26 protein-coding genes are annotated in these 23,017 nt (G+C 67.7%); 14 read left to right on the top strand and 12 right to left on the bottom strand.

Going from position 1 to position 23,017, the window contains the following annotated elements; all coding sequences use genetic code 11:
• Window position 1: 1 nt before the first annotated feature.
• Genes ACXJY8_RS09160 through ACXJY8_RS09150 form a run of 3 tightly spaced genes read right to left on the bottom strand, consistent with a single transcriptional unit; the run spans window position 2 to window position 1,677 of the window.
• Window positions 2-406, bottom strand: a complete 405-nt coding sequence (locus ACXJY8_RS09160) for an anti-sigma regulatory factor (RefSeq protein ID WP_463779057.1) — start codon at window positions 404-406, stop codon at window positions 2-4.
• Window positions 387-791 (bottom strand): STAS domain-containing protein, encoded by a 405-nt coding sequence (locus ACXJY8_RS09155; protein WP_463779055.1) that lies wholly within the window; start codon window positions 789-791, stop codon window positions 387-389. Before ACXJY8_RS09155 ends, ACXJY8_RS09160 begins: the two co-directional genes overlap by 20 nt.
• Before the next feature lie 4 nt (window positions 792-795).
• Entirely contained in the window at window positions 796-1,677 is an 882-nt protein-coding gene (locus ACXJY8_RS09150; protein ID WP_463779053.1) for an STAS domain-containing protein, read from the bottom strand.
• A 196-nt stretch (window positions 1,678-1,873) separates the two neighbouring features.
• On the opposite strand from ACXJY8_RS09150, the gene ACXJY8_RS09145 reads away from it, so the two are divergent.
• Both ACXJY8_RS09145 and ACXJY8_RS09140 read left to right on the top strand, forming a co-directional pair.
• The gene (locus ACXJY8_RS09145; RefSeq protein ID WP_463779050.1) at window positions 1,874-2,248 is read left to right on the top strand and encodes a response regulator; all 375 of its coding nucleotides are present in this window, start codon (window positions 1,874-1,876) and stop codon (window positions 2,246-2,248) included.
• A gap of 426 nt (window positions 2,249-2,674) precedes the next feature.
• Complete coding sequence (locus ACXJY8_RS09140) at window positions 2,675-5,734, top strand: PAS domain-containing protein (RefSeq protein ID WP_463779048.1); 3,060 nt, start codon at window positions 2,675-2,677, stop codon at window positions 5,732-5,734.
• Between the two features lie 152 nt (window positions 5,735-5,886).
• On the opposite strand, the gene ACXJY8_RS09135 is transcribed toward ACXJY8_RS09140, so the two are convergent.
• From ACXJY8_RS09135 to ACXJY8_RS09120, 4 genes are all read right to left on the bottom strand, one after another.
• Window positions 5,887-6,879, bottom strand: coding sequence for a mechanosensitive ion channel family protein (locus ACXJY8_RS09135; RefSeq protein WP_463779045.1), 993 nt, complete (start codon window positions 6,877-6,879; stop codon window positions 5,887-5,889).
• Between the two features lie 309 nt (window positions 6,880-7,188).
• On the bottom strand, window positions 7,189-8,010 hold the full coding sequence (locus ACXJY8_RS09130; RefSeq protein ID WP_463779043.1) for a mechanosensitive ion channel family protein: 822 nt from the start codon (window positions 8,008-8,010) through the stop codon (window positions 7,189-7,191).
• A 5-nt stretch (window positions 8,011-8,015) separates the two neighbouring features.
• The gene (locus ACXJY8_RS09125) at window positions 8,016-9,191 is read right to left on the bottom strand and encodes a hypothetical protein (RefSeq protein ID WP_463779041.1); all 1,176 of its coding nucleotides are present in this window, start codon (window positions 9,189-9,191) and stop codon (window positions 8,016-8,018) included.
• A 120-nt stretch (window positions 9,192-9,311) separates the two neighbouring features.
• On the bottom strand, window positions 9,312-9,704 hold the full coding sequence (locus ACXJY8_RS09120; RefSeq protein ID WP_463779037.1) for a heme utilization protein: 393 nt from the start codon (window positions 9,702-9,704) through the stop codon (window positions 9,312-9,314).
• Between the two features lie 278 nt (window positions 9,705-9,982).
• Here ACXJY8_RS09120 and ACXJY8_RS09115 point away from each other — a divergent pair, with 278 nt between their 5' ends.
• The 3 genes from ACXJY8_RS09115 (at window position 9,983) to ACXJY8_RS09105 (ending at window position 13,626) form a co-directional block, all read left to right on the top strand.
• Window positions 9,983-11,896, top strand: a complete 1,914-nt coding sequence (locus ACXJY8_RS09115; RefSeq protein WP_463779035.1) for a potassium transporter Kup — start codon at window positions 9,983-9,985, stop codon at window positions 11,894-11,896.
• An 816-nt stretch (window positions 11,897-12,712) separates the two neighbouring features.
• Window positions 12,713-13,117, top strand: coding sequence for a hypothetical protein (locus ACXJY8_RS09110; RefSeq protein WP_463779033.1), 405 nt, complete (start codon window positions 12,713-12,715; stop codon window positions 13,115-13,117).
• 176 nt (window positions 13,118-13,293) lie between these two features.
• Complete coding sequence (locus ACXJY8_RS09105) at window positions 13,294-13,626, top strand: response regulator receiver protein (protein ID WP_463779031.1); 333 nt, start codon at window positions 13,294-13,296, stop codon at window positions 13,624-13,626.
• A gap of 152 nt (window positions 13,627-13,778) precedes the next feature.
• Here ACXJY8_RS09105 and ACXJY8_RS09100 read toward each other — a convergent pair whose 3' ends face one another.
• The 3 genes from ACXJY8_RS09100 to ACXJY8_RS09090 form a co-directional block, all read right to left on the bottom strand.
• On the bottom strand, window positions 13,779-14,387 hold the full coding sequence (locus tag ACXJY8_RS09100; protein ID WP_463779029.1) for a hypothetical protein: 609 nt from the start codon (window positions 14,385-14,387) through the stop codon (window positions 13,779-13,781).
• A 66-nt stretch (window positions 14,388-14,453) separates the two neighbouring features.
• On the bottom strand, window positions 14,454-15,197 hold the full coding sequence (locus ACXJY8_RS09095) for a hypothetical protein (RefSeq protein ID WP_463779026.1): 744 nt from the start codon (window positions 15,195-15,197) through the stop codon (window positions 14,454-14,456).
• Window positions 15,198-15,199: 2 nt separating this feature from the next.
• Entirely contained in the window at window positions 15,200-16,138 is a 939-nt protein-coding gene (locus ACXJY8_RS09090; protein ID WP_463779024.1) for a hypothetical protein, read from the bottom strand.
• A 270-nt stretch (window positions 16,139-16,408) separates the two neighbouring features.
• Here ACXJY8_RS09090 and ACXJY8_RS09085 point away from each other — a divergent pair, with 270 nt between their 5' ends.
• The 9 genes from ACXJY8_RS09085 (at window position 16,409) to ACXJY8_RS09045 (ending at window position 20,301) form a co-directional block, all read left to right on the top strand.
• Window positions 16,409-16,813 (top strand): hypothetical protein, encoded by a 405-nt coding sequence (locus ACXJY8_RS09085; RefSeq protein WP_463779022.1) that lies wholly within the window; start codon window positions 16,409-16,411, stop codon window positions 16,811-16,813.
• Complete coding sequence (locus tag ACXJY8_RS09080; protein WP_463779020.1) at window positions 16,810-17,028, top strand: hypothetical protein; 219 nt, start codon at window positions 16,810-16,812, stop codon at window positions 17,026-17,028. The genes ACXJY8_RS09085 and ACXJY8_RS09080 overlap by 4 nt, the downstream gene beginning before the upstream one ends.
• A complete protein-coding gene (locus ACXJY8_RS09075) occupies window positions 17,025-17,297 on the top strand; it encodes a hypothetical protein (protein ID WP_463779018.1) in 273 nt (90 codons plus the stop codon). Before ACXJY8_RS09080 ends, ACXJY8_RS09075 begins: the two co-directional genes overlap by 4 nt.
• Window positions 17,297-17,902 carry a hypothetical protein gene (locus tag ACXJY8_RS09070; protein ID WP_463779015.1) on the top strand — a complete coding sequence of 202 codons (606 nt, stop codon included), beginning with the start codon at window positions 17,297-17,299 and terminating at the stop codon, window positions 17,900-17,902. Before ACXJY8_RS09075 ends, ACXJY8_RS09070 begins: the two co-directional genes overlap by 1 nt.
• Window positions 17,903-17,909: 7 nt before the next feature.
• The gene (locus ACXJY8_RS09065; RefSeq protein WP_463779011.1) at window positions 17,910-18,140 is read left to right on the top strand and encodes a hypothetical protein; all 231 of its coding nucleotides are present in this window, start codon (window positions 17,910-17,912) and stop codon (window positions 18,138-18,140) included.
• A gap of 181 nt (window positions 18,141-18,321) precedes the next feature.
• Window positions 18,322-19,122 carry a hypothetical protein gene (locus tag ACXJY8_RS09060; protein WP_463779008.1) on the top strand — a complete coding sequence of 267 codons (801 nt, stop codon included), beginning with the start codon at window positions 18,322-18,324 and terminating at the stop codon, window positions 19,120-19,122.
• An 87-nt stretch (window positions 19,123-19,209) separates the two neighbouring features.
• Window positions 19,210-19,638: a hypothetical protein gene (locus ACXJY8_RS09055; RefSeq protein ID WP_463779006.1), complete on the top strand. Its 429-nt coding sequence runs from the start codon at window positions 19,210-19,212 to the stop codon at window positions 19,636-19,638.
• 10 nt (window positions 19,639-19,648) lie between these two features.
• Window positions 19,649-20,038, top strand: a complete 390-nt coding sequence (locus tag ACXJY8_RS09050; protein ID WP_463779003.1) for a hypothetical protein — start codon at window positions 19,649-19,651, stop codon at window positions 20,036-20,038.
• Window positions 20,035-20,301 (top strand): hypothetical protein, encoded by a 267-nt coding sequence (locus ACXJY8_RS09045; RefSeq protein ID WP_463779000.1) that lies wholly within the window; start codon window positions 20,035-20,037, stop codon window positions 20,299-20,301. Before ACXJY8_RS09050 ends, ACXJY8_RS09045 begins: the two co-directional genes overlap by 4 nt.
• A 37-nt stretch (window positions 20,302-20,338) precedes the next feature.
• Here the strand turns inward: ACXJY8_RS09045 and ACXJY8_RS09040 are convergent, their stop codons facing one another.
• Together ACXJY8_RS09040 and ACXJY8_RS09035 are read right to left on the bottom strand one after the other, a co-directional pair.
• Window positions 20,339-20,926 (bottom strand): metallophosphoesterase family protein, encoded by a 588-nt coding sequence (locus ACXJY8_RS09040; protein WP_463778997.1) that lies wholly within the window; start codon window positions 20,924-20,926, stop codon window positions 20,339-20,341.
• Window positions 20,927-21,179: 253 nt separating this feature from the next.
• A complete protein-coding gene (locus ACXJY8_RS09035; RefSeq protein ID WP_463778994.1) occupies window positions 21,180-22,724 on the bottom strand; it encodes an integrase in 1,545 nt (514 codons plus the stop codon).
• Window positions 22,725-23,017 lie beyond the last annotated feature (293 nt).

The raw sequence follows: 23,017 nt of genomic DNA, 5'->3' as shown, positions 1-23,017 counted from the left end.
TTCACTTCCAGCGCGCGATCATGACGCGCGTGCCGACGCCAGGCGTCGACTCGATATCGAACTCATTCGAGAGACGTTTCGCTCCGCCCAGGCCGAGCCCGAGACCGCCGCCGGTTGTAAAATGGTCCGTCAGTGCCTTCTCAATGTCCGGTATGCCCGGACCCTTGTCCTCGAAAGTCAGGCGAAGGCCTTTCCTGGCTCCAACCTTAAGGATTTCGGTCGTGACCTCGCCGCCGCCTCCGTAGTCGAGCGCATTGCGCGCAAGTTCGCTAGCCGCGGTGATGATCTTGGTCTGGTCGACGATGCCAAGGCCAATTTCGACGGCCAAGGTCCGTACCCGCTGCCGGACGCGTACGACGTCGTCACCGCTGCGGATTGGCAGGACCTCAGTCTTCGTGGCGGTCACGGTCGCTCCCGTGACCGAGGGCCTCATCCTCCGACAGCCGAGCCTGGATGATTGCCATGCCCCTTTCGACGTTCAATGCGGTCCTGATACCCGTAAGCTCAAGGCCGAGTTCGACCAGCGTGATCGCAACCGCGGGCCGCATGCCGACGATCACGGTCTCGGCATCAAGGACACGTGCGATGGCGGCGATGTTGTCGAGCATACGACCGATGAAGGAATCGACGATTTCGAGAGCGGAGATCTCGATCAGGACGCCACGCGCGCCGGTGCTCACGATCCTGGTGGTGAGATCCTCCTCCAAGGCGAGGGCGAGGCGGTCGTGCATGTCGACCTGAATTGTGACGATGAGCGCGCCACCAAACTTGAGGATCGGGATACGGTCCATCGGACTACCGTCCGTCCTCGGTTGCGCCAAGCAGCGGTGGCTTCTGGCGGACGACCGTGCGGCCGGTCCGCTTCAGCGCCAGGGCGAATGCATCGGCCAGCGTCGCCTTAGAGACGACGTTCAACTCGACGCCGAGATGCACCATGGTCTGGGCGATCTGGGGTCGGATGCCGGAGATCAGGCAGTCCGCTCCCATTAAGCGCGCGGCGGCGACCGTCTTTAAGAGATGCTGCGCCACAAGCGTGTCGACGGTCGGCACGCCGGTGATGTCGATGATGGCTATTTCCGCCTCCTCGTCGACGATTGCCTGGAGCAGGTTCTCCATCACGATACCGGTCCGGGCACTATCCAGGGTTCCGATCAGCGGAAGTGCCAGGATGCCGTTCCAGAGGCGGACGACCGGCGTCGAAAGTTCGGCGATCTCCTGACCCTGACGCCCGATGATTTCCTCGCGGCTGGCCAGAAACACTTCCATGGTGTGGAGGGAGAGCTGGTCGAGCACCTTGCTCGCCGACCAAGTTCCAGCCGCTACTTGTCCGGCGTCCTCTCGGGACACGCGATTCAGCGCGTCGAAGATCGGCTCCTTGAGCGAGAGCACAAAATTCGCCGTGTCGGTAGGCGTGAAGCCTTGGATCGCCCGCGAACGCGAGATGTCGCCGAGGGTGTCGTGTAACGACGTGAAGGCATCGCCGTTCGCATCGGTCCCACCGGACGCAAGCGCCTCCCGAAACTGTCTGAAAACTGTCTTGGCCTGCGTGGTGAGTTCGGCCTCGCGGATGCGACCTGTCTGGAGCGAACCGCTGGCCTTCAGCAACCCGACCCAAGCTTCGAGGATCGCGCCTTCCTCCCCGGTGACCGCCCTGGTCAGGGCCTCGGTACCGTCCATCCCCATTCTGCTATTCCCTTGGTAGAACCGGCTTCGATTTTGACCGCGTTTTAGCCCACACGGCTCGACCTCGATAGCTCTTTCGGTCGCGCACACAGTCGCGTGGGAGCCTTTTCCCTTGCCGCAGAAACGCTTGTTCAACCATCGAGTTCGTTCCGAGTTGGCAACCAATGCTCCCAGCCTCTGTTGAGAAGCCATGTCGACGAAGCGTTCTCTTCCCACCTCGGTCGTCCTCGTCGTCGAGGATGACGACCTCGTGCGCATGAACGCGGTCGACATGCTCGAAGAACTCGGCTTCCTTGTGGTTGAGGCCTGCCACGCCGACCAAGCATGGCAAATTTTGGAGACTCGGCCGGACATAGGGGTGCTTTTCACAGACATCGACATGCCCGGGTCGATGTGCGGGTTAATCCTTGCACAAAGGGTTTTTGCCTGCTGGCCGCATATCCGCCTCGTCCTGACCTCAGGACGACACCGCCTCTCCGATGACGAAATCCCGGACCATGGCTTGTTCGTGCCGAAGCCCTACGGAACATCGGAGATGGTCGAGGCCATCCATAGCGCATGCTAATGCGACCACTGACGTCGCAAGATTTTCACAACGAAATACATGAATACTTGTTACTCACGAGCTATATGTCGTCGATTTCGTTCGATAATATTCTCGTCTTAGAGGGATTTTATCTACCCGTGTATTTGGCGGACTACGCAGATTCAACGTTGAAATTCTCAACTCCATCACCTTGTCGGAACCGATGTTTCGAAAGAGGACCCGGCTGGCATCAGAAGCCCCCCGCTTCGCACAACTGGTGTGATCGCGCCGTGACGTCGGTCTTTGGACTAGATGAAGAGACGACGTGAAATCATGGCGGATGCAATGTCTGGCCTTGCTAGAGCCGGCGATATCGTAGGGCTCCTGAAGGATCGAGTTTGGTCGGCGGCGTCCCTTGGCCCCCCCGAAACCTGGCCGCCGGCATTGGCGACCGCGGTAAGCCTGATGCTGGGTTCGCAGCAGCCGGTATCGGTGGTTTGGGGGCCCGCACTCACGTTCCTCTACAACGATGCCTATCTCCCCATCGTCGGCACCAAGCATTCGGCCGCGTTCGGCAAGCCGTTCCCGGAGGTCTGGGCGGAGATCTGGGACGAGTACCAACCCATCATCCGAGCCACCCTCGCAGGCGAGGCGCAGCACTTCGTCGACCGTCCCGTAGCCATATCGGGCCGTTCGAAGCCCATCGGTTACTTCACTTTCTCCTACACGCCACTCCGAGACGAAAACGGTGCCGTCGCAGGCTTCTACTGCGCGGCCACCGAGACCACTGATCGCGTGCTTGCGGAAAGGCGCGGAGCTGCCGAGGCCGCACGACAGCGTAAGCTCTTCGAGCAGGCTCCGGGGTTCACGGCCATTCTCGATGGCCCGGAACACGTCTTCACGTTCGTCAACAAGGCTTACCTGCGTCTTGTCGGCGAGCGCGATCTCGTCGGCAAGACCGTGCGGGATGCGCTCCCCGAGATCGCGGGACAGAATTTTTACGAACTTCTCGATTCCGTGTTCTCTACAGGCGAACGCTTCGTCGCGTCGGGCGTGCCAATCCTGCTGCGACGGTCGGGATCGGCCACCGAGGAACGCGTCGTCGATTTCGTCTACGAGCCAGTCAAGGACGAGGACGGCGGGGTCACGGGCATCTTCGTCCAGGGGTTCGACGCGACCGAGGCACATGCGGCCCGAAAGGCTCTGGAGGCGAGCGAGCGGCGCTATCGTACGCTGTTCGAGAACATCGATGTCGGGTTCTGCATCGCCGAGGTGAAATTTGCCGAGGACGGACGGGCCATAGACCACCGCGTGCTTGAGGTGAACCCCGCATTCGGACGGCACACCGGCTTGGTCGACGTGGTCGGTGGCTGGGCGACGGAGGTGGCTCCGGGGATCGAGCAGGAATGGCACGACGCCTACGGGCAGGTGGCGCGGACGGGCCGGCCCCTGCGCTTCGAGCGGGAGGCCAAGCCGCTCGGACGCTGGTACGACGCCCACCTGTTCCCGGCGGGGACGGCCGACAACCACGTGGCAATGCTGATCGTCGATACGACGAGGCGGCAGGAAGCCGATGCGCGACTGCGCGACCTGAACGATACGCTGGAGGAACGGGTCGGGGATCGGACGCGCGAGCGGGACCGACTGTGGCGCAACACCCAGGACATCCAGCTCGTCATCGACGGAGCCGGCGTGTTTAGGTCCGTCAATCCGGCCTTCACCACGATCCTCGGATGGCTGCCCGACGAGGTGATCGGCCGTCCCGTGTTCGATTTCGTCCTCCCGGATGACGAGGCCGTCACCGAGGACGCGCTCCGGCATGCCCGGACCGACGTGCTACCCGTCGTCGAGAACCGCTATCGCCACAAGGATGGCGGCTTCCGATGGATCTCCTGGGTCGCCGCGCCCGAGGGGGACCTGATCTACGCGAGCGGGCGGCATATCACGGCCGACAAGCAACAGGCGGAAGCGCTCGCCGAGCGTACGAACTCCCTGCAGATCGCAAACGCGCGCCAACGCGCGATGTACGACGCGACCCGTCAGCTCATCGGCGTACTCGACCTCGACGGCACCCTTCGCGATGCCAATCGCGCCAGCCTCGATGCCATTGGCGCCGAACATGGTGACGTCGTCGGCAAGCCGTTCGCCGACACGCCGTGGTTCAGCGGCACGCCGGGCATGCCGGACATCGTGCGGGGGGGTATCGCCGCCGCAGGGGCCGGCGAGAGCATCAGGACAGAGCTGGCGCTGCAACTGCCCTCGGGGGAGACGCGGATCTACGATTTCCGGATGGCGCCGGTGCGCGACAGGACCGGCGAGGTCGTCGAGATCGTGCCGGAGGCGACCGACGTCACGGAACTGCGGTCCGCCGAGGAGGCCCTGCGCCAGTCCCAGAAGATGGAGGCCGTTGGCCAACTCACGGGCGGCTTGGCGCACGACTTCAACAACCTGCTGGCCGGCATCTCGGGCAGCCTGGAGCTAATGCAGACCCGCATGGCCCAGGGACGGTTCAACGACGTCGAGCGCTACATGGCGGCCGCCCAAGGCGCTTCCAGGCGCGCCGCCGCGCTGACCCATCGTCTCCTCGCCTTCTCGCGGCGCCAGACCCTCGACCCGCGCCCGACCGACGTGAACCGGCTCGTCAACGGCATGGAGGAGATGGTCCGGCGCACGGTCGGTCCGGCCATCCACGTGGAGACGGTCGGGACCGCCGGCCTCTGGACTGCGCTGGTGGATCCTCCCCAGCTTGAAAACGCGCTGCTGAACCTCTGCATCAACGCCCGCGACGCGATGCCGGACGGGGGTAGGCTGACCATCGAGACCGCCAATAAGTGGCTGGATCGATCCGCGTCGCAGCGGCACGACATCCCCGAGGGGCAGTACCTCTCGCTGTGCGTGAGCGACAACGGCACCGGCATGTCGCCGGAAGTGATCAAACGGGTGTTCGAGCCGTTCTTCACGACCAAGCCCATCGGCGAGGGCACCGGCCTCGGCCTGTCGATGATCTACGGCTTCGCCAAGCAATCCGGCGGGCAGGTTCGGATCTACTCCGAGCTCGGCGAGGGGACCACGGTCTGCCTTTACCTGCCGCGACACCACGGCGAGGGAGAGGCGGAGCGGGACACCGTTCCCTCGACCAGGGTCGCCCGCTCCGAGCAAGGCGAGACGGTGCTGGTGGTGGACGACGAACCCACCGTACGGATGCTGGTGACCGACATCCTGGAGGATCTCGGCTACACCGCCATCGAGGCCGGCGACAGTTTGGCCGGGCTCAAGGTGCTGCAGTCCGACGTGCGCATCGACCTCTTAGTCACCGATGTCGGCCTGCCGGGGGGCATGAACGGCCGCCAGATGGCCGATGCGGCCCGCGAGACCCGTCCCAGTCTTAAGGTGCTGTTCATCACCGGCTACGCGGAGAACTCGGTGCTCGGCAACGGGCACCTGAAGCCCGGTATGGCGGTGATGACCAAGCCTTTCGCGGTCGACGCGATGGCGGCGCGCATCCGCGAGATAATCCTGTCCTAAGGCCCACCGTCCGGTCGCCTCAAACAGAATGTACGAGGCCTTGGCGTGGCGGCACCCAGCTCAGGCGAACGGTCAACGCCGGTATTCGGATAGACCCTGACGTTGAGCCAGGCGGCTATCCTTGAGTGGTGTCGAGCATGGAACCGGCGCCGTTACCTGCCAACCGAGACCGATGATGCGGAATCGGCGGAACCAGCGCGTTCCCGGCTGGCGAGCCGAATGGGAGGCATCCCAACGATGTCGTAGGTCGCGGAGGCGATGCCGATGCCGGCCTCGTCGAAGCCCGCTAGGATGTCCCGGCTCATGGCGTCCTTGGCACCACGGATCTGGTGCGTTCCGAGAATGAAGCGCACGCTCAGTTCCAGCCAGTTGTCGGTGATCCGGTAGTACACCCGGGGCACGAGATCGATGGGCTCGACACCGAAGCGCTCCTGCAGGCGCGTCTTGGCCACCGCCGGCATGGCGTCGGCGTCGATGGCATGCGCCTTGGCAGCCTGCAGCAGGATCGCCTCGGCCCGCGCGCGGTCGTCGGTGTAGGTGATCGGGATGACCATCTCCTCCCAGATGAACGGGAAGTCGCGGGTGTAGTTGTAGACCGGGTCAGAGAAAATCTTCGAGTTGCTCACGGTGACGATGCGGCCGGTGAACTGGCGGCTCTGCACCCACATCGCCGGCGAGGCGCCCTGGACGGACGGCGGCTGGCCCATCTCCATGATGGTGGTTTGGATGAAGCCGAGGCGCATCACGTCGCCGCGGACGCCGCCCATGGAGATGCGGTCGCCCACCGTGAAGGTCGCGCCCCTCAGGATGACGAAGTAGCCGGCGAGCGAAGTGACGACCTGTTGTAGGGCGAAGGCGAGGCCGGCGGAGACGAGGCCGAAGGCGGTGGCGAGCCGGGTTGGGTCGTTGAACCAAATCGAGAGCAGGCCGAGGATCAGCAGGACCGCCGCGAGCAGGCTGATGCCCTGACGCGTCCAAAACTTGGTCTGAACGCTAGAATGGTCGGTCCGGCTGAGGATCAGGCCGACGAGGGCACGCAGAGCGATCCCGCCGCCGACGACGACGGCGATGAACACCAGGGAGAGCAGGAGCTTCTGACCGTTCTCGGCATTCACGCCGACCCAATCGATACCAAACAGATGCACGGTGTCACGGTCCTCGGTTGGGCGTACGCGTCGGCGCGGAAAGCCTGGTCTCGGCCAGGGTCATGCCAACCCCTCGGGGTCGACAGTCGACGATGCTTGGACTTTCGCCGCGACCTTGCGGACCACGGCTTTGGTCCCGGCAGAAAGTGACCGTCATGCCCTGGATATCCGCCGGGCGCGCGCGCTGACCACATCGGCGCGTGCCGGCTGCTCAAGAGACCAGGACCCGGGATGTTCCGAACGCCGGAGACGACCATGGGTCACGATGACGTTGGCGCGACCCCCGGCAACCGTTCGCTCACGCCCTCGTTATGGGCCCGGAGGCGGCACGAGCGCGACCGCCTCGACGGCCCCGGCATCGGCGACCGCCAGCTTACCGCGCACCGTCAGGTCGCTGACGAAGGCGAACTGGTCGCGCATGTCGAACGGATAGGCGCGCAGCTTGTAGTGCGTGCCCCAGGGCTCCTCATGCAGCACCACGCGAACCGGCTTGTCGTAGTTCAGGTAGGGGCTCGTTAGGGCGACGTCCCGGAGCAGCGAGCGCAACAGGGCACCGTCGTGGCGCGGGAGCAGGTAGAAGTCGGCCACGCATTGCAGGGTCTGGGCGCCGTCGTTCGAATTGGTGATCCGGTCGGTCCAGATGGTGGAGTGCGGGACGGTCACCGCGTTGTCGTCCGGGGTCTGGAGCAGGATCGCGCGGAGGCCGACGTTGCGGACCTCGCCGTAGTCGCTGCCGACCTTGACCCAGTCTCCCGGGCGGTAGGGCCGCTCGACGAGCGCGACCACGCCGGCGATCAGGCTGCTGACATAGTCCTTGAATGCGAACCCGATGGCGACGCTCGCCGCGCCGGCGATGACGAGGAAGTTCTGGAGCGTGATGTTGAAGACGATGGGCACGATCCAGACGATGGCCACCACCATCAGCAGCAGCCGGGCGATGGGCACCGCGGCCAGCAGGTAGAGGCGGAGCCGGCTCGGTCCGCGCTCGGCCAAGAACGGGAACGTGCTCCGCACCAGCCAGATTGCGGCCCATGTCCCGGCGACGATGAGGCCGATCTCCCAGAACCGGATGTCCTGGAGGCTGTGGACCAGCTGCACGCCGCCGTCCTGGACGTCCTGTGCCGTCGCCATGCCGTTCATACCTGTCCCAACGGAAAGCCCGCGGCCTCCAGCCCGTCCCGGATGGCGGGATAGGCCGCGGCCCGGCAGGCGAACCGGTCGCCCTGACGCTCCAGGAAGCCCGCACGGACCAGGATCGGGACGACGTTCGATTCCCCCACCACCGGCAGGACGAACCGCAATTCCTCGGGAGTCAGCGGTCCGTGGATCAGCAGCGCCTGCAGGACGTGGAGCGCGGCATCGTCGTCCGTGCCCGGCAGGAGGTATTCGTCGAGGGCGGCCACCCACAGGGTCTGCTCGCTGGCCTGCCCGTCCGTGACCGCCGCCTTGACGTCGTCGGCGACGCCCTCGTCGTCACCCGAGCGCAGGCTTCGCCGCCACAGGTGCCAGGCGACCCAGGGCACGCCGAGACTGCGACCGGCGAGCTTGCGCAGGTAGTCATTGTCCGGGGCGCCGGTCGCGTCGGTGGCGAGAACGTCCTCACCCGTTCCGGGCAGGCGGAAGCGCATCGCGCCGGTGGCCTCGGAGGTCGAGAGCTGGACGAACCACGCATGCAGGCGCGGCGCGTCGAAGGGCCTGATCGTCAACGCATCCGGCAGGAGCGCGTCGGCCCCGGTCGCCTTGCCCAGGAACGCCCAGGCCCAAGCGTTGCAGCCGACGACCACGGGTCGATCCAGGGCGTCGATGGCCGCCAGCAGCGCTCGCACGGCCCTGAGGCCGTCCCGGTGTCGGAGGAACCAGTCCTCCAGCCGGGGGATGACCAGGACGCCCGTCCCGTCGAGTTCGGGCAAGGCCGGCGGCACCGACGCGACGAGTGATTGTCGCGACGGTGCAGCGAGGATCTGATGGCCCGCTTGCATCGCCCACGTTTCGATGACTGCATTCTCGTCGCAGGGAGGAAGCACCACCGTCAGGACGTGGGAGGCCGTCGGAAGGCGGCCCAGCCATCGCTCCGCTGTCGCCTGGATCTCCGCCAGGACGGGACCGCAGGCGGGGGGCGCCACGATCTCGTTGAGCCGCTGCAGGGTCGCCTTGTGCAGCTTGTCGTCGGCGATGAACGGCTCGGACCTCTTTTGATGGAACAGGGCGACCAGCCGTCCGAGGTAACGTCTCGCGATTTCCTCGTTCGGGACCGAGGGCGCTTCTGCGTCTTCGATCGGGATCAGGCCTGCCGTATCGTCCCTCTCCGCCATCGCCTCGCCGTATCCCATGCTCGCGCCTGACAACGTCAACCGCCAAGGTTCGTTGCTAAAGGGACCCTGTCCCGTCCGTACGCGGCGGGCGCCTCCCGGTCTTCCAGACGAAACGGAGCATCAACCGCCCCGACGGGCGCTCCATGTGCCGCTGCAGGTGAACAGGCTGTCCCCTGTCGATCTCCAGGTTCCGGTGCCGGTTCCCTTACGGTCCAGATCGCCTGAGATGCTCGCCGTCATCGTGCCCTTGGTGATGGTCGCCCGTACGCCGCCGCCGGCCGCGACGCTGCCGTCCACGTCGATGCCGTCGCCCGGATAGGAAACGTCGCTTTTCGCGATCCGGACGTCGTAGTTCCGCCCATTGGGACACGGTCCCTCCTTCGTCGCGACCGCGATGGACCAGGAGCCGTCGTAACCGTCGGGAACGTTCAGCTTCTTGTCCCCCGCTGCGGCCGGGACGATGTTGGAGACCAGCAGCGTGAGGGCGATCAAGGGTCGAAGGCGGCGTGTCATGAGGGGCTTCCGCTACGGGTTCATGGGTTAAGGGTCGACGGCGACGGGAGTCTCCGAAGCAGGCAATCGGGTAATCCGTTCCGGTCACACATTCGGATACGTCGCCGATGGCTGAAACGGTCCAAAATCATTTGTGTCCGTCGAACGGCAACCGGCCTGCTGACGGTCAGACGATCCCTGACGGCCCGATCAGCTTCAGAGGCGCGAACGTTCATGGCACCTCGACCGTTGAGGCTTGCCTTGCGAGCTGCCCACGTTCGCGGACGTGGAGACCGTGGATGCCCGCAATCGCCAGGACCGAGTTCTCGACGTCGCATTCCCCGCTGCCCTCCGATGAGGGACATGGCCCGAGGGCAGGGTTCTGGGCGTTGACGCTCGGCTCGGTCGGGGTGGTCTACGGCGACATCGGCACCAGCCCGCTTTACGCCCTGAAGGAGTCCCTGCACGCCGCCGCCGGCGGGGGGCACGCCCCCACCCGTGAGATGGTCTTCGGCGTCGTCTCGCTGATCCTCTGGGCGCTCATCCTCATCGTCACGCTCAAGTACGTGCTCCTGGTGATGCGAGCCGACAACGACGGCGAAGGCGGCACGCCCTCCCTGGTGGCGCTCGCCCAGCGGGCGCTGGGCCACTCCGGCGGGTTCGTCATCGTGCTCGGCATGGTCGGCGTCTCGCTGTTCTTCGGCGACGCCATCATCACCCCGGCCATGTCGGTGCTCTCGGCGGTGGAAGGGCTGAAGCTGGTGACCCCGGCCACCGACCCGTACGTCCTGCCCATCAGCCTCGCCATCCTGATCGGCCTGTTCGCCGTCCAGAGCTTCGGGACGGCAAGGGTCGCGACCTTCTTCGGGCCCCTGACGGCGTTCTGGTTCATCGTCATGGCCCTCGGGGGCCTAAGCCATCTCGTCGACGATCCCAGCATCCTGGGCGCGTTCAACCCGGCCCACGGCGTCTCCTTCATCCTGAGCCACGGTACGGCCGGGCTGCTGGCACTCGGCGCCGTGTTCCTGGCCGTGACCGGGGCTGAGGCGCTCTACGCCGACATGGGCCATTTCGGACGGTCACCGATCCGGATGGCCTGGTTCGGACTGGTGCTGCCTGCGCTTGCCCTGAACTATCTCGGCCAGGGCGCCATGCTGCTCGCCCACCCGGAGCGGATCGAGAACCCGTTCTTCCTGCTCTATCCGGCGTGGGCCTTGCTGCCGATGGTTCTGCTCGCCACCGTGGCGACCGTCATCGCCAGCCAGGCCGTAATCACCGGCACCTTCTCGATCACCCAACAGGCCATGCAACTTGGCCTGCTGCCGCGCATGCGCGTCCTGCGCACCTCCGAGACCGAGAAGGGGCAGATCTACATCCCGCGGGTGAATTGGTGGCTGCTCGTCGCGGTCGTGTTCGTGGTCGTGCTGTTCAAGTCGTCGAGCGGCCTGGCTGCAGCCTACGGCATCGCGGTCACCGGCGACATGGTCATCACCGCCTGCCTGCTCTTCGTCGTGGCCTGGAAGGTCTGGCGCTGGTCGCCTGCGGTCGCGGCCGCGGTCATCGCACCGTTCCTGCTCATCGAGCTGGTGTTCCTCTCGGCCAACGCGCTCAAGATCCTGCATGGCGGCTGGGTGCCGCTGACCATCGGCGCCGCCCTCGTCACGGCGATGTGGACCTGGCGACGCGGATCAGCCCTCATCGCCGCGGAGATCCACCGCCGGCGCGTGCCGCTCTCGGAGTTCACGCGCATGGCCGAGACCGGCTCAATCCAGCGGGTGCGCGGCACAGCGCTATTCCTTACAGGCACGCCCGGGGACACGCCCGGGGCGCTGATGCACAACGTCAGGCACAACCGCGTGCTGCACGCCAACAACTACATCCTGCACGTGGTGACGGAGGACTTGCCGCGGGTCCCGGACGCGGAGCGCGTCGAGGTGAAGAAACTCTCCGACGCCTTCTCGTGCGTGAAGGTTCGTTTCGGCTTCACGGAGCTGCCCGACCTTCCTCGCGCACTGGCGGCCGCAGGCCTGGACAAAGGCGACCTGTCGTACTTCCTGACGCGAAGGGTCCTGGTGGCCTCGCCGGAGACGGGCATGCCGGTGTGGCAGGACCGGCTCTACATCTCGATGGCCCGTGCGGCGACGGACGCGTCCCGCTACTTCCGCATCCCGGTTGACCGAGCCGTCGAGATCGGCGCCCGGATCGATATCTGAGCCTAAGGCCAGACCCTGACGGTGCCGTTTCCTTCTCCATATGCCGGCGGCAACGCATGGAGCGATGCCGCCGGAATTTACTCTAGTTTTCAAAAGTGCGGAACTTTGGGGTACAAAAGCGAAACATTGCGTCGGCCATCATCAAGCAGCAGCCGTATCAGCTCTGCCTACGTGCAGGAGCGCGATGATGTTGGTAATATTCATACCTGGGTTCGCACTAAATGCTGGTGCTTCCTCCTGTGGTTCGCTGATGGCTGCAGATTCATAGCATTCTCCGCCTTCCAGACGAGAGCAGCTGAGTTAGTCGTCTGCCACCCGTCGCTTGTGCCTATGTCTGCTTAGGCACAGCACACCGCCGAAAGCAGCCGGACTGCTCTCCACCCATCCTGGTCGTACGCCTCGGTTTGTGGACAGCCAAGAAGCGGACCTTCCCGACTTCCGCAAAGGGTCAGGAGCTTACGTCTGCCCCCTATCTTTGCTCACGCTCCAAGGAGTTAGGCCAAGGTCGCCGCGGCGCAGATCGCCGCCTCGTTCGAGGGCAGCTCCATCGAGCTCTGTGAAGCCGCCCAGTCCCGCGTCCCGTCGCCAAGCCGTGCCGGATGACGGGCATGAACAGCTAGAGGGCTGGAGCCTGGACCGGCTCCTGGCCGTGGCGGCCTCCCTCGGGCTGTGGGGAGAGATCCGTCTCGTGCCGTTGGCGGACGCATCCTAGACCGGGGACACCGTCCGGCCCCATCGGACACTATCCGGCCCGGACACCATCCGTGTTGTCCATTTCGACGGCCAGGGGGACCATGCTCCGAGACAGGAGCCCCCATGTTCAACATCGAGCCGTTCCCCGCCCCCGACGACGATTTCGCCCGGGGCCTCCCCCCGGCCCCGGAGCCTGACGCATCCGCGTCTCTGGAGACCGCATCCGCCCGCGCCGCCGCCATCCGCCGCTCCGAAGCCGAGCGCAAGCGTGATGAGAGGGCGCAGCGCAAGAAGGACGGCATCCCAGACCCCCGCATGGTGGACGCGGCCATCATCGGCGCCATCGTCGCCGCTTCCAGCCGTCGTGGGCACCCACAGACTATCGCCCAGACGAAGTCCCTCGCGTGCCTGGCCATCACGCTGCAGGACGTCCTCGTCGGCGCGATGAAGGAGCTCGTTGAGGTCAAGGGCATCGGCCAACAGCAGGCCAAGGGCGCCATCCTCGTACGGCTCGGTCTCGCCCGCTGAGGCGGACGGCGTACACCCCACAATTCGATTCAGACAACTGAAGTAACGGGGCGCTAACCCTATTCAAACGGGGCGCCCCGTTCCTGTGTCCGGGCCAGGGATAACCCTTGACGGGTGCTTCACGGCGAGTCTGCGAGCTGAGATCGTGGGGCATCGACCGACCACGGAGGCCCGCCATGACCAGCGCCCACAACATCGCCGGAACCTTCGACCGGGCTGGCCTGTCTCTCGCCGGCGTGGCCGCCTCCTGCATCGAGGATGCCCGTCAGCGCCAGGCCGACGCGGACTACGAGCAGGCCTGCCGGAACATGACGGCCGCCCAGCGCGCAGTCGCCGCCGTCGAGCGCCAGCGTCGCGAGCTCGTCGCCGCCCAGCACGAGACCGCCCGGCTCTGCGCCGAGGCCGTCGCCCTCCGGGACGAGCTTGCCCACATGCGGTCGCGCGCCCTTGAGGCCGAAGGCCGCCTCGTCCGCCTCGCGAAGGCCGCCCGGGCCCGCCGCGCGGCATGACGTCATGCTTCCGTGTGCGCAGAGATGTGCACAGGGCAAGGAACAACAGGTTTCGGCACGATCAGGCGCGGCAGGCTGTCGCAGGTGCGCACAGGCAAACAAAAGGCCCGCCCTCGTGAGGAGGCGGGCCTTGGTCGTTCCGGGGGAAGGCTTCAGGCGGCGACGCGGTAGCCGGGGACGCTGTCCGGGTCACGGGCGAAGTCGGCCCGGACGCTCTCGTAGAGCTCATCGCCGTCGACGCTCGCGAGCTCCAACGAGGGCATCCACTCCGGGCGGACGAGGCACCGGGGCAGGCCCTGGATCAGGTGGCTGCCGGTCATGTGGTCGGAGACGCGGCGGGCGCCGAAATCGAGAAGGCGTCCGCACTCCTGATCGGACAGACCCCGGAGCCACCCCTCGGCGGATTCGTCGAGGATGCGCATGTCGGGCTCGGGCTCGGCCGACAGGCGGGAGACGGCATACGCCCGGGCGACGCGCCCCCATGCGACGAGAGCCTTTTCCGTCTCGGACGGTGTCCGGCTGACGAATGGCTGCGCGACGCGGACGGTGTCCTCGGCCGGGACGGTGTCCGCCGCGGGGGACGGTGTCGGGGCCGCGGCCGCCCGGACGGCGTCCATAGCGTCCTCGATCTCGGCGCCGGCGCCGACGGGCGGAGCGAAGGCGGCCTTGAGGACCCACCGGCTGCCGTCCCAGACGGCCTTGGGGATGGCCAGCATGGCCGCGATGGCAAGGGCGAGGTAGCGAGCGAACGAACGGCGCATGGGGGTGGGCTCCTTTACGGGTGACAGGGGTATTGTCGCCGGGGGCGAGCAAGCGACCAGAGCGGCTCAGGCGGCCTTGGCCTGCCTGGAGGCGATGCGGTCGAGGGCCTTCTGCGTCAGGGGCGCGTAGACAGGTCGGCCCATGCACTCGCGCCCCGGGGCGATCCATCCGTCCTCGACGGCGTGGATGGCTACCCATGCACACCGGTCCAGGCCGAATTCGCCGAAGTTGACCTGGATCTCCGCGAGGGCGGCCGCGCTCCGGTCGGCGGGCTCTTGCACGCCGAGGCGTTCCATTAGCGAGCGAGCGTTGGCTGGGGATATCTCGCCATCGATGACCTTCATCGAAACGGCCTGACCGACGCTTTCCAGGGTCGTGAGCTGCATGCTCGCGGCGAGGCGTTCCCAGCCAGCGTTGGTCGCGAGGTCGACGGCGTGGTGCCAGAAGGCCCCCGATGCCTTCGGGTGCGAGATCGCCCGCAGCCCGGTGACGGCCTCGACGCGCCGGACGTATGGGAGGTCCGCGTAGACGGGTGAGGCCACGAGCAGGTGCGGGGTGCCGTCCCGGTCGCGCTGCAGCGTCACCGGGAATGCGATGCTCCGAGGCCTGTACGGCACGCTCCGATCCTGCAGGGCGTAGCCCATCATCAGCGAGTACCGGTTGCCGAGGCCGGCCTCGATGAGCGCCTCGTCCATTGGGGTGAACCTGGCCCGGACAGGGCCGGTGCCGAATGTCGGCTCCGTCTGGAAGGCGGGCACGTCCTGAACGGCGAACAGGTCGAGTTGGCGGGGGTCGACGCGGCGCGCCACGGTCAGGCCTCCGCCGAGCCGAAGATGCGCGCCCGCAGTTCGGGGCGCACCTGTTTCCGGTGGCGCCAGACCGCCGCCAGCGCTTGGCTTGCCTCGATGACCGAGAGCTCGGTCATCGACCCTAGGACGTGGCCCGAGTAACTGTGGGATTTCCCCCAGCCGACTCTGTTCTCCAGGCTGGCCCGGTCCTCGTCGTAGCTGCAGAGGATCTGCACAGCGGTGAGGACGGCCGCGCGGACGTCGGGGTCCTGCGCCCGGGCAACCCAATCGTGCGCCGGGTCCCGGGCGAGGCGCTCCCGCACCTTGGCGATGGCCTCGTCCACCTGCCGGACGAGCTTCCTGGCCAGATCCGCCATGCTTGGCTTCGGCACGTCGTCGACCTCGCACGGCTCGCGCAGGACCTCCTCGGCGATGACGCGCTTCTTGGTCGGCCAGGCCCAGTGCAGGCGGTCGAGGCTCTCCCGCAGCGCGGCCAGGGCTGTCCGGCTGTCGTCGGCGTCCCGGCGGGCCGCGTTCTCTCGCGCCTCTCGATGCATCTGCTCGGCGCGCGCGATCCGGGCATCGTCCGTCGCGATGGCCGCCTCGGCCGCGTCGAGGGCGCGCTGGGTCACGGCGTCGTCCGCCGGGACGGGCTCCCAACAGCACGGGCGATAGAGAACCCGACCGTCATCGTGGCGCTCATCTGTCGTCCACGAGAACCCGGCGTCCCGGAGCGGCTGGCGGGCGACGTCGTAGGCGCGCAGGAAGAGACTGGCGTCGCCTTCGCCGATCCAGAGCGTCCGCAACCCCTGCTGGGTTTTGACCTCCCGCTTGCGGCGCCAGGCCAGCCCGAGGCCGGCCACGGGGAGCGCCTCGGTCACTGGCACGGGCCGGTGGGAGGCGGAGAGGACCTGCGCGGCGAGGACCGCGAGGCCGAGGAGGATGAGGGCGAGGGTGAACACGGCGGGGAATCCTTGGAAGGCTGGAAGCTGACAGGATGAAAGCACTCGGCCCTGGCTTCATCAAGTAGAAAATCAGGATTCACAAACTTCAAACTTCAAGAAGTTTGAACGAACGAGGCAAACCATGCGTCCTGAGAATGCCTCACCTTTCCGGATGCCAAGGTGACGCAGGTGCTTTACAGCGAGCCGGCCATCCATAAGCTTCCAGCATGCCGGCGGATTCGCCGACCGGTGCCACTAACACTTGCTGCGAAAGTCGAAGGATCGCCCATGTCCATGGAAGCCATGCTGCGGGAGTTCGCCTCCCGTCAGGCCGAAGAAGCCCTCAAGCCGCCCGTCTTCATCGCGCAGGCCCTGCGCGACGAGGCGGCGTTCTACGCCCGCCACGTCCCGTTCCAGGTCGGCGACCTCGTCACCCCGCGGAAGGGGACGACCGTGAACGGCGCAGGCAACGCGCACATCGTCATCGCCGTCATCGAGGAGGCGGAGCACGACCTAAGCCGCGGTGACGTCGGCTCGACCCACCACGGAAACCGGTTCGACATGCGCGTGATGTGCTGGAGCGGAGGACGCTTCGCTCCCTTCTGGGTCGAGAGCCCCGCGTTGGAGGCCTGGCTCGACCCGCACGTCGACGTCGCCGCCCCGGTCGCCGACACCGCCGCAGACGCGGCTTGACCGACGCCGTTAACACGAAGGCCATCCTCGCGCTCCTCCGGGAGCGCGTCGACGCCGCCGGGTCGCAGCGGTCCTGGGCCTCGGCCCACGGGTTGTCCCACTCGTACGTCGGGGAGGTCCTGCGCGGCAGCCGAGCCCCCGGCGCCCGCGTGCTACAGGCCCTCGGCCTGCAGAAGAGCATCGTCTTCACGCCGGTCGATGGAGGCCGCCCGTGAGCGATGCCGCCACGCCGTCCTACTGGTCGCGCGAGCGCGTGGAGGCCGAGGTCGCACGGGGCTTCCCGCGGTTCCTGGCAGAGGCCCGCCTACCGCCGTCGGCGTCTTTCGACCGCTCCGCCCCGCGGGCGCCGCTGGTCCCTCTCGCCCCCGAGCCGCAGTCCGCGCCCGTCGCCGCCGTCCGTCCCGTCGCCCCGATCCGGCCGGCCGGCACCCCGCCTGCCGCGCGCCGCGGCGAAGCCAAGCCAAGCCAAGGGAGCCTGCTCTGATGCGGCCGCGAAGCAACTCCGTCGACATCCATGTCTACAAGCGCCCGAACCCCGAGACCGTCGCGTTCCTCATGGCCAGGGAGGGACTGGAAGCAGCCGCCGAGCGCTGGCACTGGTGCGAGCCGCGCACCCTCGCGGCCCTGGCGCGGATCGGGCGCGCCCAAACCGGCATGGCGCCGAAGGGCACCCGCGTCCGCCGGTCAGCGCTCACTGGCCGGGAGGGCGTCGCCATCGAGGCCGCACTGCTGCTCGGGAACCTCACGGCCGTGGACACCGCCCTCGGGGCACCGGTCAACGCGACGCGGGCGGCGTTCCAGGCCCGCGGGCTACCAGTCCCCCGCAACGAGGCGGCACGCTCCATCGAGGGCCGGATCGGTCAGCGAATCCGGCGCGGTGACGAGACCGCCGTCGCCGAGCGCGCGGCACGCCGGGCTCACGTCGTGGCGGTCTGCGCGGTCATGGAGGCCGCACTCGCGCTCGTGCAGGCGCAGCCCCGCTCCGGGCGGTTCCGCCTGCCGCCCGTCAACGACGCCCTGCGCGCCGCGCTCGCCGGGCTCTCCCCAGCCGCTGTCACCGCCGTCTTCCCCGCCCTCTCAGTTGAGTAACCCGCGCATGGCCGATCTCCACCCCATCGACACCGTGAGCGCGCCGACCCCCGCCAACTCGAACATCTCGGCCACGGAGAGAGCCTGGGAGCAGGCCCGCCGGCCCCGGCTCGTCCATGACGACGGCGCGGACCCGTCCACCGCGGCGCACCTCGCCGCCCGCGCCGCCGTCGCAGCCCGGCGCCGGGATCTCCTCACCGCCATCGCCATCCGGGACGCCGGGGGCTCCGTCCCGTGAGCCGGCCTGACTGGCGCGAGGAGACCAGGCTCGTCGACGCGGTCGCCGATGCCCTCCTCGCCGGGGATGAGGCCGCCGCAGCGCGAGCAGTGGCGGACCTCGACGACACCACGCGAGCCCGGGTCACCGGCAGGGCCCGCTTAATCGTGATGTGGCATCGATTCGCCGGGGAGGACTGATTATGGGACGCCGAGACCGCTTCAAGCCGGACTACCGCCACCTCTACGACCTCCTCGCGGAAGACGCCCTCGACCGCGCGATCCGCTCCCGCACTTACGGGTACCACCGCCGTGACTACGCGGCGGTCGCTAACCTCGCGCTGCTCAGATTGTTCGCCGGCCGCGAACGGCTGACTGTCCCGGACCTGCTCGCCGCCGCAGCTGAGCTCCAGCCCCTGAGAGGGTGGAGCAATAGCTTCGCCGCCGACTACGTGGGAAACCTCGTCGGCTGGGGACGCGAGCTCGGCATCGTTGAGGAGGCGTCGGAAGGCGAGCGGTCGTGGCGCCTACTCCATAGGCTGCCGGTCTACGACATAATCGGCGGCGAATGCGTCCGCGTCCGGGGACTGCCCGCTGCGGAGCAGGCGGTCATGAACCGGAAGCTGGATGCCCTGCAGCGCCGGCGCGCGACCCTGGCCCGGAAGGCGGCCGACAAGATCCGGCGCAGGGTAGGCGACCTGCTCGACCGGCTATCCGTCGCCGACTGGCGCGCCGTCGTGCCGGCTGGCTGGCTCGTCTATCTCGGCGAGCAGCCCACCGGCCTGCAGGTTCGGGAGGCCCGGGATTTCATCCTGGCGGCCCACGACGACTGGGAGCCCGAGGTCACGAAGCGATGGCTCGCCGACGTAGAGGCGACCGTTACCGCCGCGGAGCAGGCCGTCGTCGCCCGCCGGGCGGAGGCCGCCGCTAAGGCCACCGCCGAGGCTGCGGCGAAGGAGGCCGCAGATCTCGCCGAGGACGAGGCCGCGTTCGAGGGTCTCTGACCGCCGCTTGTCGGTTGCTTGCCCCCTCGTAGACTACCTGCATGCGGGATGGCGCTGCCTCCCGCTCAGCAAGGGAAACCGGCATCCATGTCCAAGCGCACACCCATCTCCGACCGAATCGCCGCGCAGGTCGCGGACATCCTCCAGGCCCAGGGGCAGGCCCTCGTCGAGGCCCGGCGCCCCCATTTCGACGTCGCCGAGGCGAACGACGCACTGGCGCCGGACTACCGCGTCGAGGAGCGCTTCGGCCAACTGCGGCTGATCCGCGTCGACATCGACAGGGGCGTCGAGATCCTCCAGCCGACCACGCCGCTGGCGTTCGTCATCCGGCTCGCGGAGATCCACGGGCGCGGCATCAGGATGGGTGAGGGGCGGGAGTGGGACCGCCACCGGGACGCTGCCACCGCCGCCGGACTGAAGGGCCCCTTGGTCAAGCCGCCGGGTTACGTCGCTCCGAAGAGCCGCGCCCGCAAGGCGCCCGAGGCCGAGGCCCCCGCGGCCGGCCCATCACTCTGAGGAGGCCCCCATGGACAGCCGCGAATTCCGCAGCGCATTCGGCCTGATGGCCACGGGCCCCAGCGACGAGCAATGGGCCCGGCTCTGCGCCGAGATGGCTCCGACGCTCGCGAGCCCTGAGGCCGTCCGGGCGGCGTACGACGCCTGCCACGACCTCGACGACGCGACCGAGCTCACCGACCGGCTGCTCTGGGCCAGCCGGGCGAAGGCCCCGGAATGGCTCGATGACCCAGTGGGCATCCTCTACGTCGCGACCCTCGCGAGCGGGGAAGTCCTCTTCCTGTCGCCCGACTGGTTCGGCGAGCAGGTCGACCGGGACATCGTGCTCCGGCGCGGCCCCGGCGCCAAGCCCGAGGTCGTCTGGTCAGCCTGGGCGGCCTACGGGAGGCTCGCCCCATGACGCCCGAGCTCCTCGCCCGCGCCGGACGGGTGCTCGCCGGTGACGAGTGGCGGCGCCCGCTTGCCCGCGCGCTCGGGCCGCTCCACCCTGACGGCCCCCGCGAGGAGCTCGATCAGCGGCTCGTCAGTCGGTGGGCCCTCGGCCAGCGCGAGATCCCCGACTGGGTCCGCCCCGCGCTGGTGGGCCTGCTCTGGCAGCAGGCCCGGGATCTCCACGCTGAAGCGGACGAGGCCGCCCGGGTAGCCGACGAACTGATGCCCTGACGCAAAAGGCCCCCCGGAGCGATCCGGGGGGCCTTTCTCATTCTGCGTCGTCGTCGGCCTCGGGCCGCTGCTCCTCGGGGGGCGTCGGCGTAGCGGCCAAGCGCACCCGGATCTCGCCCAACCCCACCGGCCGGTACCCCCAGCAGTCGACGCCGACGTCCAGGCTCCGCGACGTGCCCGGCAACTTGCCGTGGGAGTGCCCGTAGAGGTGCAGCGCCCCCCTCCACGATCCGTTCCAGGACCGCATCCCGTAGTGGCAGAGCACCAGCCCGGTGCCGTCGAGGTGAACGGTCCGGAGCATCTCGGGCGGGCTCGCCCACGGCAGGCTCAGGTGCCTCGGCTTGTCGTGGTTGCCGACGACGAGGTGCAGGTTGCCCCGCAGCCGGGCGTGGATCTCCTGGCACCGCTCGACCGACGAGTTCATCGCGAAGTCGCCGAGATGGAACACCTCGTCCCCGGGGCGCACCACCTCGTTCCAGGCGTAGATAAGGTCGTCGTCGTGGCGGGCGATGTCGTCCCAGGGACGGCCCTCCATCGCGAGGATGCCCCTGTGCCCGAAATGCGTGTCCGCCGTGAACCAGGTGCGGTGCGAGGAGAACGTCTGGCGAGCTTGCTTGGTGTTCATGAAGGCAGCCTCCTTGGCAGGGGCTGCCGCGCACGGTCACGCCCCGGGGATGGTCTCGGTCTGGCGGGGGGCTATGCGCGGTTTCATGGGGTCCTCGTGGGCGTCGATGGAGGCAGGATCGCAGCTCGCGATTCGTGCGGTCAACGGGGGCGGAGCGGCCATCCCCGGCCGTGGTGAAGGATGGCTTAAGGGGTCGTCTCCGCCAGCGAGCAATTCCATACCCGGAAGCGCCTTCGGGTGTAGAATTGACCGTTTACGCTGCGGCGAGTTGCTCGGCCTTGGCCCTCTCCTCCTCGGCCCTGCGCAGGGCCTCCATCCTGGCCTTGCCCTCGGCCTCGCGCTCCCGGCGCCGGGTCGCGATCTCGGCCCGCAGCGCGGCGCGGTCCGGCAGGGCCACGGCGGCAGCCTGCTCGTCGACCCACGAACACCAGCGCTCCATGAGGGGCGCCTTGAGGTCAAGGCGGTCGTCTTCGGTGTAGTGCCCCTCAAGGACGTCGTCGCTTCGGATACCTTCGTTGTGGTCGATGACCAATTTCACGTCCGAACGCTGGAAGCGGAACTTGCGCTGGCAGGTGTTCGTCAGGCCGCGGCGCAGGTCGTGCGGCGATGCCTTCAGGCCGAGGTCGAGGAGGCGGTGGTTGATGGACGCCGGCGAGAGGTGTCCGTCGGTTGGGCCCTCCTTCCGTCGGGCGCGGATCTGCGGAAACAGATACCGCGAGCCCGCAGCACGGGCGCGCTCAAGCTGCCCTTGGACGAGCTCCCACAGGGCCGGCGGCAGCGGGATGCAGTGCCTGTGCTTATCCTGGCGCCGGTCTGCCGTCTTGCGGTGAAGGGGCCCCATGGACCAGACGCCCCAGCCTGGCGCTTCCTCCCATGGGACGAAGTCCTCGACGAGGGCGCTGCTGATCGGGCGCCGGCGCTGCCCGGTCGCGACGAGGAGATGCATGGCGACGCCCATAGACTGCTCGATGGCGCCCGCCCGGGACACAGCGACGAGGTAGCCCGTCTCGGCTGCCGTGGCGATGTAGCCCCCGGGGATCTTGCCGTTGGGGCGGGGCTTCACGCCGGAGGAGCGCTCCGGCGCCTTCAGGCCGGCCATGGTCGTCTGGACGCCCGACCGCCGCTTGACGTGGTCGTCCGCCAGGTAGTTCCACATCGGCCTCAGGACGGAGGCGAGGTGCTCGGCTTGGCGCTCTCGACCGGTCGCATGGACGTCGGCCACGATGCCGGCGAGCGTCTCGCGGCTGATCCGCTTGACGCGATACGTCTCTGTCAGCGGGGCGAGCTCCTTCATGTGAAGGACGGTGCGGTAGTCGATCCAGGTATCGTGGCGCCGGGTCCGCTTGACTTCGGCGAGGTAGGCCTCGCGCGCCTGATCCCAGGTCCAGAACGGGAGGTCGCCGAAGTCGGCGGCGAGCTCCGCGACGAGTTCGGGGGGCTTGGGCGGCTTGGCCTTCGGCCGGGGCGGCTCAGCGAGGCCAAGCTCGGCGAGACGCTTGTGCAGCCAGTCGAGGTCGATCGGCTCCGAGCCGGTGACAAGGTCGCCCTGAGCCCGGGCAACGATGGAGCGAGCCTGCACGTGCGTCAGCACCGCCGGCGTGCCGAGCTTCAGGCGGTATGTCGTGCCGCCCCGCTCGACCTTAAGGCCCCACGACGCGCCACGCGGCTTGAGGCGCAGGATGAGGCCGGTGCAGCCGTCGTCGATGACATCGCGCGGCTTGAGGCCCTTCACGCACTCGGCGACGAGCTTGTTGACCTTTTCTTGGGTGAGCTTGATGCCCATTCGGGAACGCTCCATGAACCGGGGCGGATCTGGGGCGGCGACCCTGGACGTGGCGGTCCCGAGGGGGCAAGGCTGAACGGCGGCCATCGTTAACAGGTCTCAGAGGGGAAACGGCTATTTCCGGAGCATCGGACGAGCCAATACTGGGGCGGCATGGCCTTGATCACAGGAATCATAATCCTTGTGTCGGGGGTTCAAATCCCTCCCTCGCTACCAAGTTTTTCAACCTGCTAGGTCCATGACTTAGCAGGTTTTTCATTGTCGGGTCCGATCGGCCCGGGCTCCGCGCAGCGCGGCCCAGCCGGGAA

The organism is Methylobacterium sp. TK31 (assembly GCF_055361545.1).
Note: the sequence above shows the minus strand (reverse complement) of the source record. Positions and strands in the feature narration are given on the sequence as shown.